Raw genomic sequence first — 15,005 nt, forward strand, 5'->3', positions numbered from 1 at the left:
TTAATGACCAGACAATAGTGCCAGTTTGCCACCTATACGGGCTACTTCCAACCTCTGCCCCACCTGCCGCGCCGATCGCACGGCCACCGGCCCTTGCCCGTGCCAGTGGGTGCACAGCTTGCCGACGTCCCCCACTGCCCTCCTTGTCACTTCTACCCCCTCACTGACCAGCCACGCCGCGATTGCCCGCCGGCGCCGCGGTTCCGCCATCGCCGCCAGCTCGGCGCAGTCGGTGGTGGGTGGGGTACGCAGGGTGGCGTCGTCAAGCGCGGCGTCACCTGCTGCTTGCGCCAGCGCTGGCACCGCGTCCCCGCCGATGATGCGGCTCAACTGCGGAATGACCTCGCGGCGCAGCGCCACGCGGCGGAAATTCGTGTCCGCATTCTGCGGATCCTGCCACGCCGAAAGGCACAGCTCCGCGCAAGCGCCCTCGGTATCGGCCCGGCGCACGTTCAGCAGCGGCCGCACCACGCGGGCGCCTTCCACCTCGCTGCGCTCGCTCATGCCGGTCACCCGCCCACGCAGCGCGCCGAGCAGCAGCGTCTCCGCCTGGTCATCGGCCGTATGCGCCACGGCTACCTCTAAGCCTTCGTCCGCGCACGCGGCGGCCAGTGCCCGATACCGCGCCGCCCGCGCGGCCGCCTCCATCGACTTCTGGCCCGTTGCGCCGGCCTCAACGTCCAGCACTCGCGCTCGCGCGCCTAGCTTTCGCGCCTGTTCAGCCGCGCGCTCGGCCTGCGCCCGCGATCCATCCTGCAACCCGTGGTCCACACACAGCGCGAGCACGTCGTGACCCTCCGCCACGAGCGCGGCCATAAGCGCCAGCGAGTCCGCGCCCCCGGACAGCCCCACCGCCACTGCGTGGTCAAGGCCAGCGGCGCGCACGCCGCGCCGACAAGCCAGAAAATGCGGCGAAACCCGCGGCCAAAAAGGCTTTTTAGAACTCATGCAGTGCAGAAGCCAACGCGTCTTGAGCCTTGCGGGCGGCCAAAATATCGCCGTCATTCACAAGGAAGGCAAAGGCATATACGCGCCCGGAATTACCCTGCGCGGTGCCGGCCAAGGCCGAGACCCCAGTCAGCGTACCCGTCTTGGCGCGCACATAGCCCTTGGCCGCGGAATCGCCGTAGCGCTCGTACAGCGTGCCATCGCCGCCGGCCACCGGCAGGTAGGACACCAGCGGGCGCAGACGCGGATCATTGACCGCGCCATTAATGAGCTGCGTCAACAGCCCGGCCGTGAGCCGATTGTCTACCGAGAGCCCGGAATTGTCCTTAATATCCACGCCGTCGACGTCGAATCCTTGCTCCCGTAAAACCTCGAGCGTGGCTTGCGTAGCGCCTTCAAAGCTCGCCTCCTTGCCGCGCGAAACCGCCAGCTCACGCGCAATGGCCTCGGCCATGACGTTATCGGTATGGCGCACCATTTCACGGGCGCGGTCCGCTAGCGGCGGCGAATCCACGCTCGCCACCTCTTGCGCGTTCTCCGCGACGGAGCCCATGCCTACCTTGCCCGCGCCGAGGCGATCGCCTAGCTGCTTAGCGACGTCCAAAGCAGGCTCATGACTCCTCGGCACATCCCCCGTCGTCGCGCCCAGGCGACCGCCGTAGAGCATGGCCGGTTCCATCGGCGCGACGAAGCCGCCGTCCACGTTCTCCGGATCCCAGCCCGGGGCCTGCGCCTCGCCGGACCACACAGAGGTATCGATGTAGACACCATCGACCTGCTCGACGTTCTTCGAAATCTGCTCGGCTAAATCATCGAGCTGTTCGTGCGTCATCCACACATCGCCCGCGGCCTTGATGACCACGTTCTTTTCGTTCGACCCGCGGTAGACCTTGGTGGTGATTTTCTCATTCTCATCCAGCGCTAACGTCGCTGCCGCAGTGGTGAGGACCTTCGTGGACGAGGCCGGGGTAAGCCGCTTATCCGCGTCGCGCTGCCACACCACGCCGCCGGTTTCGGTATCGATGACCTCGCCGCCGAACGTGGCAAGGTCCTTATTCTTAGCGAGCTCATCCAGCTTCGCGCTCAGCGCATCCAGGTCCACCTCGCCCGGCTCTGCTGCGCTCAACGGCTCCTCAGGAGCCTCGACCGCCTGCGCCTCTCCGTGCGAGAGATCGCCGTATTCGCGCTGAAGGGTAACGCCCAGCGCAGCCGTACCTCCGACCGCTGCCGCTACCACGAGCGCGGTCGCTGACCACCAAACATGCTTTGCTTTCATTGCCTTTAACCCTAGCGCGAATCCGCAACGCGCTAGACTATGGGCAGTAATTGATACCCAATCCCCCATGGAGGACATCGCTGTGAGCGTTGAAGTAACCATTGAAATCCCGAAGGGCTCCCGCAACAAGTACGAGGTTGACCACGAGTCCGGCAAGGTCTACCTCGACCGTTACCTGTTCACCCCGATGGCTTACCCGGCTGACTACGGCTTCATCGACCACACCCTGGGCGAGGATGGCGACCCGCTCGACGCCCTGGTCATCCTGCCGGAGCCGGTCTTCCCGGGCGTAGTCGTTGAGGCCCGCATCGTCGGCGTCTTCAAGATGACCGACGAGGCCGGCGGCGACGACAAGCTGCTCGCCGTCATCGATGACCCGCGCTGGGAGCGCTACCAGGACATCGACGATGTGGAGCAGCACATCAAGGATGAAATCGAGCACTTCTTCGTCCACTACAAGGACCTGGAGCCGAATAAGGAAGTCACCGGCTCCGGCTGGGGCGACAAAGCCGAGGCAGAGAAGATCCTCGACGAGGCAAAGGCTCGCTTCAAGTAAAACTTCTGGGCGCGGGCCCCGCGGGCTCCCCTTAGGGCGTTTCGATCAAATAGCACTGCGAAAGCGACTGTTTTCAAGGCCGTATTTGATCGAAACGCCCCCTTTTTGTCTTTTTCACACCAGCAAGGCCCTCCCCGCGACACAATCCCGTCCGCGCAGTACAATTCGATCACATAGCAGGCCGAAATCACCGGTCTCGGGGGACCTAATTGATCGAAATGAACGCCTAGGGGTGGGCGCATGAGAATCTTCACCACGCGCACGGCCGCGCGCCGCGCTATCGACAACCAAGCCGTGAGAATCTGCCACGGCCTCTATACCGAAGGCAAGCCCTCGCCGCGCGAACTCGCGGAAATCGTCTCCCGCCGCTGGCCCGATTCGGCGCTCGACGGCTACTCGTGCGCCCACCACTACCTCGGCCACGCTTTAAGTTTCCCACTCCATTTCCTGCGCGCGGGAACGATGGCCTCTAGTCCGCACTTCCGCAGCCGCCGCGCCCGTCCGAAGGCGCTGGGCCAGCTCAATGGCATTAACGTGTGCAATCCGCTGCAGGCCACAGAAATCATGGCGGAGGAAGACGCCGTCGCCTTCCTCGAGGCCTGCTTTGCCGGCCAGTACGGCGCCTCGCAGATGGAGGGCCACATGCTTGATTTTCAGCGCTTCCCGCAGCACACCCGACGCATCCTGGAAAACACCATCCTCGGCGCTGATAGCGTCCCCGAGCGCAACCTCACCCGCGCGCTTCGGCCCCATGTCACCGTGCACAACAACAGATACATTGGACCTTACCGCTGGGACTTACTCTTGAAGAAGCACAAGGTAGCCATAGAGGTCGATGGTTACGCCTACCACCAGGGCGAGAACCGGCAACGCTTCGAAATTGACCGTCAGAAGCTTAACGACGCCGTCCAAAGAGGCTACAAACCCCTCCACTTCACCGCCGCCACAATCGAGCACCACCTCGACGTAGCCGTAAACCAGGTACTCGCCATTATTCGGGGGAAGGGCGAGCATATAAACCCACCTTGGCAGTGGCACCACTACTGGCGGTTCCAGCGCTAGCGCTGGGACACGCGGAGCAGCATAAGGCCCTATGCGTGACTAGGGTATGAGGCATGAAAAACGTTCAACCAACTGAAGTACCAGAAGGCGCACAGCTCATTGATGTCCGCGAGAATGATGAGTGGGCAGTGGAGCGCGCGAAGGGCGCGACCCATATCCCAATGAGCGAGATTACGGGTCGCATCCAGGAAATCGATCCGGACAAGGATATTTACGTCATCTGCCACGCGGGCGGCCGCAGTATGCAGGTCTGCCAGTATCTGGAGCATGCGCTGGGCTGGGACACCATTAACGTCGATGGCGGCACGGATAAGTGGAAGGCTGCCGGGCTCGCCATCGAAACGGATTAATTGGCCTTAACCAATCTTTTGGGATTATTATGATGGTATGGCTTCCACGAATAATTCTGTAATCCCAACTGCCCTACTCGAATCACCGTCGTTCCAGCTGGAGCGCCTCCGCCGCCGCACCCGCGACGGCGTCGAGGCCGCCCTGCAGACCAAGCAGACGACGCTGCGCGAGTACTGGGTCCTTACCTGCCTGGTGGACGCGGATGCCGCGTCGCAGTCCTACCTCTCCGAGACCCTTGCCATTGATGCTTCTGACATGGTGCGTCTTATCGACGCCCTCGAGGACCGCGGCTGGGCCAAGCGCGAGCGCGATCCGAAGGATCGCCGCCGCCAGATCGTCGCGTCCACCAAGAAGGGCGCGAAGGTCCACAAGGACCTAGCGGAGCTTGTTGCCACTGCTGAGGACGAGGCCTTGGATGAGTCCACCAATAAGCAGCTCAAGCACCTGCGAAAGTTGGCCAAGTCCATCATTGCCGCAGACGAAGACGAGGCATAAATGGCGGGCCCCGAATCATTCGTCCCGCAGCAGTACCTTCTAGGTAGCGCGGCGCCGCGGCCGCGCACGCTGTGGGACATCATCACCACCACCGCGGAAATGCACCCAGATGCCGCCGCGCTGGACGACGGCGAAATCATCACCTACTCCGAGCTCATCCACGAAGTCGAGCTGTGGGCCACCGAGCTGTACGCTAATGGCGTGCGCCGGGGCGATCGCATCGGCATTCGGATGACCTCCGGCAAGCGCGAGCTCTACCTCGCCATTTTGGCGACCCTGGCGGCAGGCGCGGCCTACGTGCCTGTCGACGCCGATGACCCAGACGAGCGCGCCGAGATGGTCTTCGGCGAGGCCGATATCGATGGCGTCTTTACGGACGAGGGCTTCCGCTTCCTGCGCGACTCCGCGCGCCCGGACGCCCCCGACAGGTCCGCCGAGGAGCCGGCCGAGAACCCCAATGCCCCGCGCCCCGAAGACACCGCGTGGATCATTTTCACTTCCGGTTCTACCGGCAAGCCGAAGGGCGTGGCCGTGAGCCACCGCTCCGCGGCTGCCTTCGTGGATGCCGAGGCCAGCCTCTTTTTGGTCAATCACCCGCACGGGCCACTCGGCCCGGAGGATCGTGTGCTCGCCGGGCTGTCCGTCGCCTTCGATGCCTCCTGCGAGGAAATGTGGCTGGCCTGGGGCCACGGTGGCTGCTTAGTCCCGGCGCCGCGATCCCTGGTGCGCTCCGGCATGGATTTGGGCCCGTGGCTCATCCGCCGCGATATCACCGTCGTGTCCACCGTGCCTACCCTGGCGGGCCTGTGGCCGGCCGAGGCGCTGGATAATATCCGCCTGCTTATCGTCGGTGGCGAGGCCTGCTCGCAGGAGTTGGTGGACCGCCTGGCCACCGAGGACCGCGAGATGTGGAATACCTACGGCCCCACCGAGGCCACCGTCGTCGCCTGTGCGCAGCAGATGCTGCCGGGCCGGCCGGTGTCCATTGGCTTGCCGTTGAATGGGTGGGACCTGGTGGTCGTCGATAAGCAAGGCATGCCAGTGGAAGTGGGCGGCGTCGGCGAGCTGGTGATCGGCGGCGTGGGACTCGCGTCCTACCTGGATCCAGCCAAGGACGCGGAGAAGTACGCCCCGCTGGAGTCGATGGGCTGGCAGCGTGCGTATCGCACCGGTGACCATGTGCGCTTGGAGGAGGACGGGCTGTACTTCGTCGGCCGCGTAGATGACCAGGTGAAAATTGGCGGGCGCCGCATCGAGCTTGGCGAGGTCGAAGCCAACGTCGCGGCCCTGGATAACGTCTATAACTCGGCCGTGGCCGTACAGAAGACCCCGGGCGGCGAGTCCGTCCTGGTGGGCTATGTTTCCCTCGAGGATGAGACCAAGGGCTTCGATCATGAGGCCGCGCACGCCCGCCTGGCCGATACCATTCCGGCCGCGCTCGTCCCGCGCATCTGCGTGATGGAAGAGCTGCCGGTACGTACCTCCGGCAAGGTGGATAAGAAGGCCCTGCCATGGCCGCTGCCTGGAGTGGGCGTGGAATCAACCACGCTGACCGAGACTGAGAAGTGGCTCGCGGAACTGTGGGTAGAAACACTCGGCGTATCCGTGGAGGACGAGAACGCCGATTTCTTCTCTCTCGGCGGCACCTCATTGGCGGCCGCAACCCTCGTGGGGCATATCAGGGAGCGCTACCCCAACGTAGCGGTGCGCGACCTCTACGACCACCCGCGCTTGGGCTCGCTGGCCGAGCTCATTGCGGGAGCCGAACCGCGCCCCGCGGCTGCTGACGTCCCCATGCGCGAGGTCACCAAGGTCGGCCTTGGCACCCGCCTCGCCCAGACCCTGATTCAGATCCCCGTCATGACGCTGGCCGCCTCCAGCTGGCTAGCCTGGCTCATGTTGGGCTCCACCATCGCGGCATCGCTGGGCTTCGAGTGGGCCACGGCCTTCCCGTGGTGGTTGGTCATTGCCATGCTCGTTGTCTTTGTCACCCCAATCGGCCGCATCCCCATCGGCGGTTACGGCGCGCGTCTTATTACAGCCGGCATCAAGCCGGGCGATTACCCGCGCGGCGGTTCGACGCACCTGCGCATCTGGGCGGCCGAGCGCTGGGCTAATGCCTCCGGCGCGAGCTCCCTGGCCGGTGCCACGCGCGTGAATAACTACGCCCGCGCGCTCGGAGTCAAGGTCAAGCGCGGCGTGGATCTGCACTCCCTGCCGCCGGTGACCGGCCTGCTCACGCTGGGCAAGCACGCCGCCATCGAGCCCGAAGTGGACCTTTCCGGTTATTGGCTGGACGGCGATATCCTGCATGTGGGCGCCATCGACGTCAAGGAAGGCGCTCGCGTGGGCACGCGCTCCACGCTGCTGCCTGGCACCATGGTGGGCAAGTATGCCCACGTGGAGGCCGGTTCCACCGTTACCGGCCGCAAGAAGATCAAGGACGGCCAGCGTTGGTCGGGCTCACCTGCCAAGAAGGTGGGCCGCTCCAAGCACCGCTTCCCGTCCCATACGCCAAAGCGTCGGCCGTGGTGGGTGGCTATTTATGACGCCACCTCCGTCCTTCTCGCCATCCAGCCGGTTGTTGCGCTGGCGATAGGCGCGGCCATCGTCTTGGCCCTTGTACATTCCACAGGCGGCGATAGCTTCATCGGTGCGGTTTTCTTCGCGCCCGTCGGCGCACTGGCGGCCTTTGCCACCTATATGCTGCAGACCTGGCTGGGCGTACGCATTCTCTCGCTCGGCATTAGGCCAGGCGTGGCACCCGTGCGCTCGGTCACGGGCTGGCGTCTGTGGGCCATCGAGCGCCTCATGGACGAGGCTCGCACCAAGCTCTTTCCGCTCTATGCCTCCCAGCTGACCCCAGCATGGCTGCGCTCGCTCGGCGCGGAGATTGGCGCCAACGTGGAAATCTCCACCGCGGTCATGATCCCCAAGCTCACCGAGGTCAAAGAGGGTGCCTTCCTGGCCGATGACACCATGATCGGCGGCTACGAGCTCGGCGGCGGCTGGATGCGCACCGGCGAAACCAAGGTGGGCAAGCGCTCCTTCGTGGGTAACTCCGGCATCACCGCACCCGGCCGCAAGCTATCCAAGAACTCGCTGGTTGCCGTTCTTTCTTCTACCCCGAAGAAGACGAAGGCCGGCGCCAACTGGTGGGGCGCGCCGCCAGAGCGCATGCGCCGCGTGACCGTGGAGGTGGACTCCCCCGCTAACTCGGGTGAGGCGCTGACCTATAACCCGGGCTTGGCCGTCAAGGCCGCCCGCGGCGTGGTGGAAACCATGCGCCTTTTGGCACCGATGTTTTCTGCCATGCTGCTCGCTGCAACCCTTAGCGTGTACTACTCGCTTCTCGACGCCCTCGGCTTCCCCCTCACCTGGCTCCTCTCCGGCCTCGTACTCATGGGCATGGGTGCCGTAGCCACGGCCGTTACCGTCGCTGTGAAGTGGATCTGCGTGGGCAAGCACCGCGCGGCCGACCATCCGCTGTGGTCCGCTTTTGTCTGGCTCAATGAGCTGCAGGATACCTTCGTGGAGGTCGTCGCCGCGCCGTGGTTCTTCCAGCACACCTACGGCTCCGGCGAGATCAACCTGGGGCTGCGCGCCCTCGGCGTGGAAATCGGCCGCGGTGCGTGGATCAATTCCTACTGGTTCCCGGAAACGGACCTCATCCGCGTCGGTGAAGCCGCCACCGTGGGCCCTGGCACGGTGGTGCAAACCCACCTTTTCCAGGACCGCGTGATGAGCTTGGATACCGTCACCGTAGAGGCCGGATCTACACTGGCCTCCCATTCGGTGGCGCTGCCTGCCTCGCTGATTGGCAAGGCCTCCACCGTAGGCCCCGGCTCGCTGGTTATGCGCGGCGACCGCGTTCCCACCAACGCCGTGTGGCAGGGCAACCCCATCGAGCCGTGGGAGCGATAGGTCGCCGGCCATAATCTGCGCCCTACCGCGCGAAGTCCTGATACTTAATCATTTCGCCGGACTTGAAGTCCCAGGCCTCCACCCGGACGCGGTCAGCAAAGACCTTGACCCGCAGTCCGGTGGAGGCCTCTTCCGTTTCCTTGACAATTTTCTCGTCATTATCGCCTTCCGGCAGGTACTCATTGAGGATGGCGCCGGTGTTGACTACTGGGAAGCCGGTGCGGCCGGCCTCGCCCGTACCGTCGTAGCGGCGGGTTCCCCACCAGTTATTCTGGCGGAGCGAGGAATGGCTGTGGCTGCTAAACCACACGATGTTGTTGTATTTATTAACCACATTGGATAGCGCCTCAAGGTCCTCAAAGTCATTCTGGTACCACGCCGAATGCGACATCGATACTGTCTCCGGCAAAAGAGGATGACTAAAGACCAACGCCGGAGTGCCCTTCGCATCCCAATAAGCCAGGCGCTCATCTAGCCAATCAAGCTGCTCCTTGCTGATGCGCTGGAACGGCTCCTTGCCGTGGCGCAGGATATCGGAATAAAACTCGGTATTCACCGAAATCAGTGGCACTCCGTCAACTACCTCTTCCTTCCACGGTTTATCCTGGCCGGAGTATTTGAGGAAGCGCTCGAGGTACGTCTCAGATCCTTCCTTGCCATACATTTCGTGGTTGCCGATGGTCCACAATTCCTTGCCCGAATCGTGCGGCACCTCGCTGTGCGCGGCCAAGAAATCATCCCACTGCTGCTGCGAGCCATCGTCCACGAGGTCGCCGTTGAGCACCAGCGCCCCGGCCTTGTCCTCCATACCGTTCAACTGGCGTACCGCGTCGTTGTAGTCTTGGGGGTCGCCTTGGACGTCGGAAAGCACGTCCACGATAGCCTGCGGCGAGCTCTGAAGCTCACCGAGCGGCTTGACGACGCCCACGTTATCCACCGCCCACCACCAGTCATCATTGCCGTTGTTGTAGCTGAAGCTAACCTGCATATTCTTTGCGCCGGCCGGCACGTCCACGCCAATGGACTCGTGCTTGGAGAAGACGTCTTTATCAAAGACGGCGATTTCCTGGGCTTCCCCACCATCGAAGGAGACAGTCACCGTGGCATTTTGCCCGTCCTTGCCCTGGCGGTAATGGTGGTCGAATTCCACATTGACTCGCTCCTGCCCCGCCACCGGGATGGCCGGGCTCTTTAGACCCGCGGTCATGGAATCGCCTTCGGCTAGGCGCTGCTGCTTATTGTCGATGATGGCGAAGGTGTCATGCGCTTGGGTGAAGTAGTGACGCATATCGGTACCGGACGCCCAAGTCCAGTGGCGCATGTTGCCAAAGGTCCAGCCCTTCCAGCGGGCCTCCCCCGAGTCCACGCCGTGCACGTCGGTCTTCCACCCCTCCGGCGCGCGGTGGGTAAACCATGCCGGGGTATCCACCCCGTCGAAGCTTTCCTGCCACAGCACCCGCGAGTCGACGCCTTCGCGTTCTTCCGCTTTCGGTTGCGCCTCCTCTCCTGCAGAGGATCCCTGGGAAAAGTCATGAGAAGAGCCAAGCGACGACCCCAAAGACGAGCGAAGGGAAGATCCAGAAAGCGAAGACTGAGCCGCCGCCATGGGTGCACACAGGACTCCGGTAAGGGCCAGGACAGATGAGAAAGCACAAAGTTTGTTTTTCATAACTTTATTTCTATCTGACCTGGGCAACAAGGGGGTTACATATACGTAAACTCTTGGCAAGCACAACAAGCCTGCCAAGAGCTTTAGCGATTATTCTCCCTAGAGAACCTTCCGTTTAGGCGTGGCGGTCCAGCCAATCAACCACCGCATCGAGGGCCTGATCGGCGGCCGGCTCATTAAAGACCTCATGCTTCTGACCCTCCCAGGTCACATACTCCACGTCCTTGGAGGAGATAGAGTTATACCAATCCTGGGAAAAGTACGGCGGAACAATGCCATCCTTAGTGCCGTGCATAATAAGCGTTGGTGCGCTAAAGAGGTCCGCATTGACGGCGTCATAGGTTGCAATCGCCGCCAACTGCAGAGCGGTTCCAGCGCTGGTCTTCTGCGCGATGAGCGGGCTAGAGGCATACTCGTCCTTCACCGCCTGGCTAGTGGAGATACCATCCGTAAATGGATTAGACAGCTGAATGTCCTTGCTCCACTCCGGCGATTGTGCGCCGATTTTGGTGCGGTGCGGAATCAAGTTCTGCGCATAGTGCGCATTAAAGCTGGTGAGCTGGGCTAGCGGCAAGCGCTCAAAGATGGTGGGATCGAGCTTCTTCTGGGTCTCAGAAATGTCATCCGGGGTGATATTCTTTCCGGCCACATTCTTGCCCGAAAGGTTCAGCGGTGCACCACCACCGTTGGTGATAATGCCATCTACCTTGCCCGGCTCGCGAATCCCATAGGCCTCCACGGTCAGCGCACCCATCGAATGGCCCAGTAGGAAGGTCTTTACTCCCTGATTTTCTTCCTTCGCCATGTCCACGACACGGTCGAAATCATCGAGGATGTTCTGGAAATTATCGATATGCCCCATCGGTACGCTGCCGCCGGCGGATTTGCCGTGGCCGCGGTGGTCAACGCGGTAAACGTTGTAGCCGGCATCGAGCAAGCGCTTGGCGACGTAATCATAACGCCCCGAGTGCTCCGATACACCGTGCGCCAAAACCACCGCACCGCGTGGGTTTGCCACCTTCTGCTTCCGGTAGTAGATCTTTACACCCTGACCGCGCTGGCTATCGAAGTAGCCGTCCTCATCAGAAACCTGCTTGTCAGAGACGGTCGGGCGTCCCAATACATCTGGCTTCTTGTCTGCCGCTGGGGCCGGTGCCTCTTGAGCAGCTGCGCCAACTGTGAGCGTTCCGGATACCGCCACTGGTGCCGCCATGACAGCAGCCGCTGTCAAGCAAGCGGTTATATGCTTCTTCATCATCACCGTCTCCTCGTGGTGTTGTAGCTCATATTATTTTCCCAGATGAGATTGAGATAACAGTGATGCTAATTAAGTGACGATATAAAGAACAAATAAGTTCCAATAATGGAACCTACGGTTCCGTAAAATAACCGCACGGAAACGAACCTTTAGGAAGAACAAATCCTGCCGAAACTATTTCCCATCCCCACCCCACTACCCCCTAATACAAAAAGCGGGAAACTCGGAGTTTCCGGGTTTCCCGCCCACGTGGTGGCTAATTCATCTCAAGCTTAGTCACCAATCTGGTCGCGACCACGCTTAACAATATTCTCATCAACCTCGCCCACCAGCTCGTGATCCTTGTTTGTATACTCGAACTTGGACAGTACATAGCGCATAGCGTTAATGCGGGCACGCTTCTTGTCGTTGGACTTAATGGTAATCCACGGCGATTCTTCCGTATCCGTATAACGGAACTGCTCTTCCTTAGCACGGGTGTAGTCATCCCACTTATCCAGCGAGGCCAAGTCCATCGGGGACAATTTCCACTGGCGCACTGGGTCAATCTGGCGAATAGCGAAGCGAGTGCGCTGCTCCTTACGAGTAACCGAGAACCACAGCTTGGTCAGGGAGATACCCGAGCCCAGAATCATATTCTCCAGCATCGGAACCTCGCGAAGGAATTCCGCGTGCTGACTTTCGGTACAAAAGCCCATAACCCGCTCCACCCCGGAACGGTTATACCAAGAGCGGTCAAAGAAGACGATTTCACCACCGGCCGGGAAATGCTCAATGTAACGCTGGAAGTACCAAGAGGTGGACTCACGCGGCGACGGCTTTTCCAATGCCACTGTGCGGGCACCGCGCGGGTTCAGGTGTTCGTTAAAGCGCTTGATAGTGCCGCCTTTACCGGCTGCGTCGCGCCCCTCAAAGATAATAATATGACGCTGACCAGTTTCCTTGGTCCAGTTCTGCCACTTCAGCAATTCAATCTGCAGCGCGCGCTTAACGGACTCGTACTCATCGCGAGTCATGCGTTCATCGTAGGGGTAATTTTCACGCCAAGTCTGAACCGGGGAACCATCCGGCATGATCAGCGAAGGGTCATCCTCGTCGGTTCCATCGACGACGTAGCCGTCAGTTTCTGCCAGGTCGATCTCGGGAAGGTCGTCGTCTTTAATATCAGCCATGCATTAAGTGTAACCCGAATGTAGCCATCTAGCGCGATGAATCTTCACAGTTCAGCCTTCGAATTCTTCCCTCCTATGAGAAAAGCTCAGAGGCCCAAGATGGGGCTAACGAACCGGAGAGTCTTTTTTAAAGCCCTAAAACTCCCACCTATCAGCCCCGATCAAAAACATAACTAGAGCAGTTCGGACGGTTATTCAGCGCATCAACGATGCAGCCGAATAAACCTCACGATAATTCAATAAACTCGATATGCAGACAAGGACCCGTAGTGTTTGCGAGACCCTAGAAGAACTGATCAATACTCGTCATCCTATGCTCAATCTCCCGTTACGGAAGTGAACCGAGGGGAAGCTCTGCTTCTCAGAGTGCCGAGTCCATTAGATACCCAAATGTGCCCCGCAACATGCTTTCCAAAGCATGTTGCGGGGCACGAGGTCAAAGCCTACTAGCTATGTGTAGGAAAATTAGAAGCCCATACCGCCCATGGCGTCAGCATCCGGCATGCCGTTGTTGGCGCCGGCCGGCTCAGGCTTGTCGGCGACGACAGCCTCGGTGGTCAGGAACAGAGCTGCAATGGAAGCAGCGTTCTGCAGCGCAGAGCGGGTGACCTTAACCGGGTCATTGATGCCAGCCTCCATGAGGTTGACGTACTCACCGGTAGCAGCGTTCAGACCCTCGCCTGCCGGAAGGGAGGCAACCTTGTCAGCAACAACGCCTGGCTCGAGGCCCGCGTTGTGTGCAATCTGCTTCAGCGGTGCAGACAGGGCCTCGCGGACGATCTTGACGCCGGTAGCCTCATCGCCCTTGAGATCATCCAGGGAATCCAGGACGGAAGCGGCCTGCAGCAGGGCTACGCCACCGCCGGCAACGATGCCTTCTTCCACGGCAGCCTTTGCGTTGCGGACTGCATCCTCGATGCGGTGCTTACGCTCCTTGAGCTCCACCTCGGTAGCGGCACCGACCTTGAGGACGGCAACGCCGCCGGAGAGCTTAGCCAGGCGCTCCTGCAGCTTCTCGCGGTCGTAGTCGGAATCGGAGCTTTCGATCTCGGCACGAATCTGCTTGATGCGGCCGTCGATCTGCTCCTGGGAGCCAGCACCCTGAACGATGGTGGTCTCGTCCTTGGTGACAACGACCTTGCGTGCCTGGCCCAGGTACTCGAGCTCGGCGGTCTCGAGGGAGAGTCCGACCTCCTCGGAGATGACCTGGCCGCCGGTGAGGATGGCCATGTCCTGCAGGGTGGCCTTGCGGCGGTCGCCGAAGCCCGGTGCCTTAACCGCAACGGACTTGAAGGTGCCGCGGATCTTGTTTACAACGAGGGTGGACAGGGCCTCGCCCTCAACGTCCTCAGCGATGATGAGCAGCGGCTTGCCGGACTGCATAACCTTCTCCAGCAGCGGAACCAGGTCCTTGATATTGGAGATCTTGGAGGAAACCAACAGGATGTACGGATCCTCAAGGACGGCCTCCTGACGCTCCATATCGGTAGCGAAGTAGCCGGAGATGTAGCCCTTATCAAAGCGCATACCCTCAGTTACCTCGAGGTCAACACCGAAGGTATTGGACTCTTCCACGGTGATAACGGAGTCCTTGTTTACGGAGCCGTTGCCCACGGTGTACATAGCCTCAGCGATCTTCTCGCCGATGGCCGGGTCAGCAGCAGAGATGCCAGCGGTGGTAGCGATCTGCTCCTGGGTTTCTACTTCCTTGGCGGAAGACAGCAGGGAGTCCACAACCTTCTTGGTTGCGGTCTCGATGCCGCGCTTGATGCCCATTGGGTTGGAACCTGCGGCTACGTTGCGCAGACCCTCGCGTACCAGAGCCTGTGCCAGCACGGTTGCGGTGGTGGTGCCGTCGCCTGCGACGTCGTCAGTCTTCTTGGCAACTTCCTTGACCAGCTCGGCGCCGATCTTCTCGTAAGCATCCTCGAGCTCGATTTCGCGAGCGATGGAAACACCGTCATTGGTAATAGTCGGGGCGCCCCAGGACTTTTCCAGGACGACGTTGCGGCCCTTGGGGCCGAGGGTGACCTTGACGGCGTCGGCAAGCGTGTTTAGGCCGCGCTCAAGGCCGCGGCGGGCCTCTTCATCAAAAGCGATAATCTTTGCCATTGTGTTTGTGCTCCTTGGTTTATTGAGGACGACACTCACGTCTTTCTCGCTGCGGACGCCCGCGACGGCATGGCTGGTGAGTGTGAACCAACCTCAACCACAACGATGTAGATTTATCTAGCACTCATACTGTGCGAGTGCTAACGACCATTCTGGCACTCTCCCACCGTGACTGCAAGAAA

The 15,005-nt window shown here is 61.1% G+C and carries 11 protein-coding genes; 5 read left to right on the forward strand and 6 right to left on the reverse strand.

Annotated elements, in window-relative coordinates; genetic code table 11:
* Together tilS and dacB are read right to left on the reverse strand one after the other, a co-directional pair.
* Window positions 1-948: a tRNA lysidine(34) synthetase TilS gene (gene tilS, locus QP934_RS05485; protein WP_419127005.1), complete on the reverse strand. Its 948-nt coding sequence runs from the start codon at window positions 946-948 to the stop codon at window positions 1-3.
* Window positions 938-2,224, reverse strand: coding sequence for a D-alanyl-D-alanine carboxypeptidase/D-alanyl-D-alanine-endopeptidase (dacB, locus tag QP934_RS05490; protein WP_419127006.1), 1,287 nt, complete (start codon window positions 2,222-2,224; stop codon window positions 938-940). The genes tilS and dacB overlap by 11 nt, the downstream gene beginning before the upstream one ends.
* An 82-nt stretch (window positions 2,225-2,306) precedes the next feature.
* On the opposite strand from dacB, the gene QP934_RS05495 reads away from it, so the two are divergent.
* The 5 genes from QP934_RS05495 (at window position 2,307) to QP934_RS05515 (ending at window position 8,612) form a co-directional block, all read left to right on the forward strand.
* Complete coding sequence (locus tag QP934_RS05495) at window positions 2,307-2,780, forward strand: inorganic diphosphatase (RefSeq protein ID WP_086588261.1); 474 nt, start codon at window positions 2,307-2,309, stop codon at window positions 2,778-2,780.
* A 240-nt stretch (window positions 2,781-3,020) separates the two neighbouring features.
* The gene (locus tag QP934_RS05500; RefSeq protein ID WP_419127007.1) at window positions 3,021-3,842 is read left to right on the forward strand and encodes an endonuclease domain-containing protein; all 822 of its coding nucleotides are present in this window, start codon (window positions 3,021-3,023) and stop codon (window positions 3,840-3,842) included.
* Between the two features lie 53 nt (window positions 3,843-3,895).
* A complete protein-coding gene (locus tag QP934_RS05505; protein WP_419127008.1) occupies window positions 3,896-4,192 on the forward strand; it encodes a rhodanese-like domain-containing protein in 297 nt (98 codons plus the stop codon).
* 37 nt (window positions 4,193-4,229) lie between these two features.
* Window positions 4,230-4,688 (forward strand): MarR family winged helix-turn-helix transcriptional regulator, encoded by a 459-nt coding sequence (locus tag QP934_RS05510; protein WP_005325642.1) that lies wholly within the window; start codon window positions 4,230-4,232, stop codon window positions 4,686-4,688.
* Entirely contained in the window at window positions 4,689-8,612 is a 3,924-nt protein-coding gene (locus QP934_RS05515; protein WP_419127009.1) for a Pls/PosA family non-ribosomal peptide synthetase, read from the forward strand. It begins immediately after the preceding gene.
* 22 nt (window positions 8,613-8,634) lie between these two features.
* On the opposite strand, the gene QP934_RS05520 is transcribed toward QP934_RS05515, so the two are convergent.
* The 4 genes from QP934_RS05520 to groL all read right to left on the reverse strand — a co-directional run bounded on the left by QP934_RS05520 (window position 8,635) and on the right by groL (window position 14,823).
* Window positions 8,635-10,281, reverse strand: coding sequence for a metallophosphoesterase family protein (locus QP934_RS05520; RefSeq protein ID WP_419127010.1), 1,647 nt, complete (start codon window positions 10,279-10,281; stop codon window positions 8,635-8,637).
* A 115-nt stretch (window positions 10,282-10,396) separates the two neighbouring features.
* Window positions 10,397-11,539, reverse strand: a complete 1,143-nt coding sequence (locus tag QP934_RS05525; protein WP_340419027.1) for a lysophospholipase — start codon at window positions 11,537-11,539, stop codon at window positions 10,397-10,399.
* A 272-nt stretch (window positions 11,540-11,811) separates the two neighbouring features.
* Window positions 11,812-12,711, reverse strand: a complete 900-nt coding sequence (gene ppk2 / locus QP934_RS05530; RefSeq protein ID WP_284787260.1) for a polyphosphate kinase 2 — start codon at window positions 12,709-12,711, stop codon at window positions 11,812-11,814.
* Window positions 12,712-13,176: 465 nt separating this feature from the next.
* Window positions 13,177-14,823, reverse strand: coding sequence for a chaperonin GroEL (gene groL, locus QP934_RS05535; RefSeq protein WP_086588229.1), 1,647 nt, complete (start codon window positions 14,821-14,823; stop codon window positions 13,177-13,179).
* Between the last annotated feature and the right edge of the window lie 182 nt (window positions 14,824-15,005).

The organism is Corynebacterium sp. MSK122, from assembly GCF_030229435.2.
GTDB lineage: Bacteria > Actinomycetota > Actinomycetes > Mycobacteriales > Mycobacteriaceae > Corynebacterium > Corynebacterium marquesiae.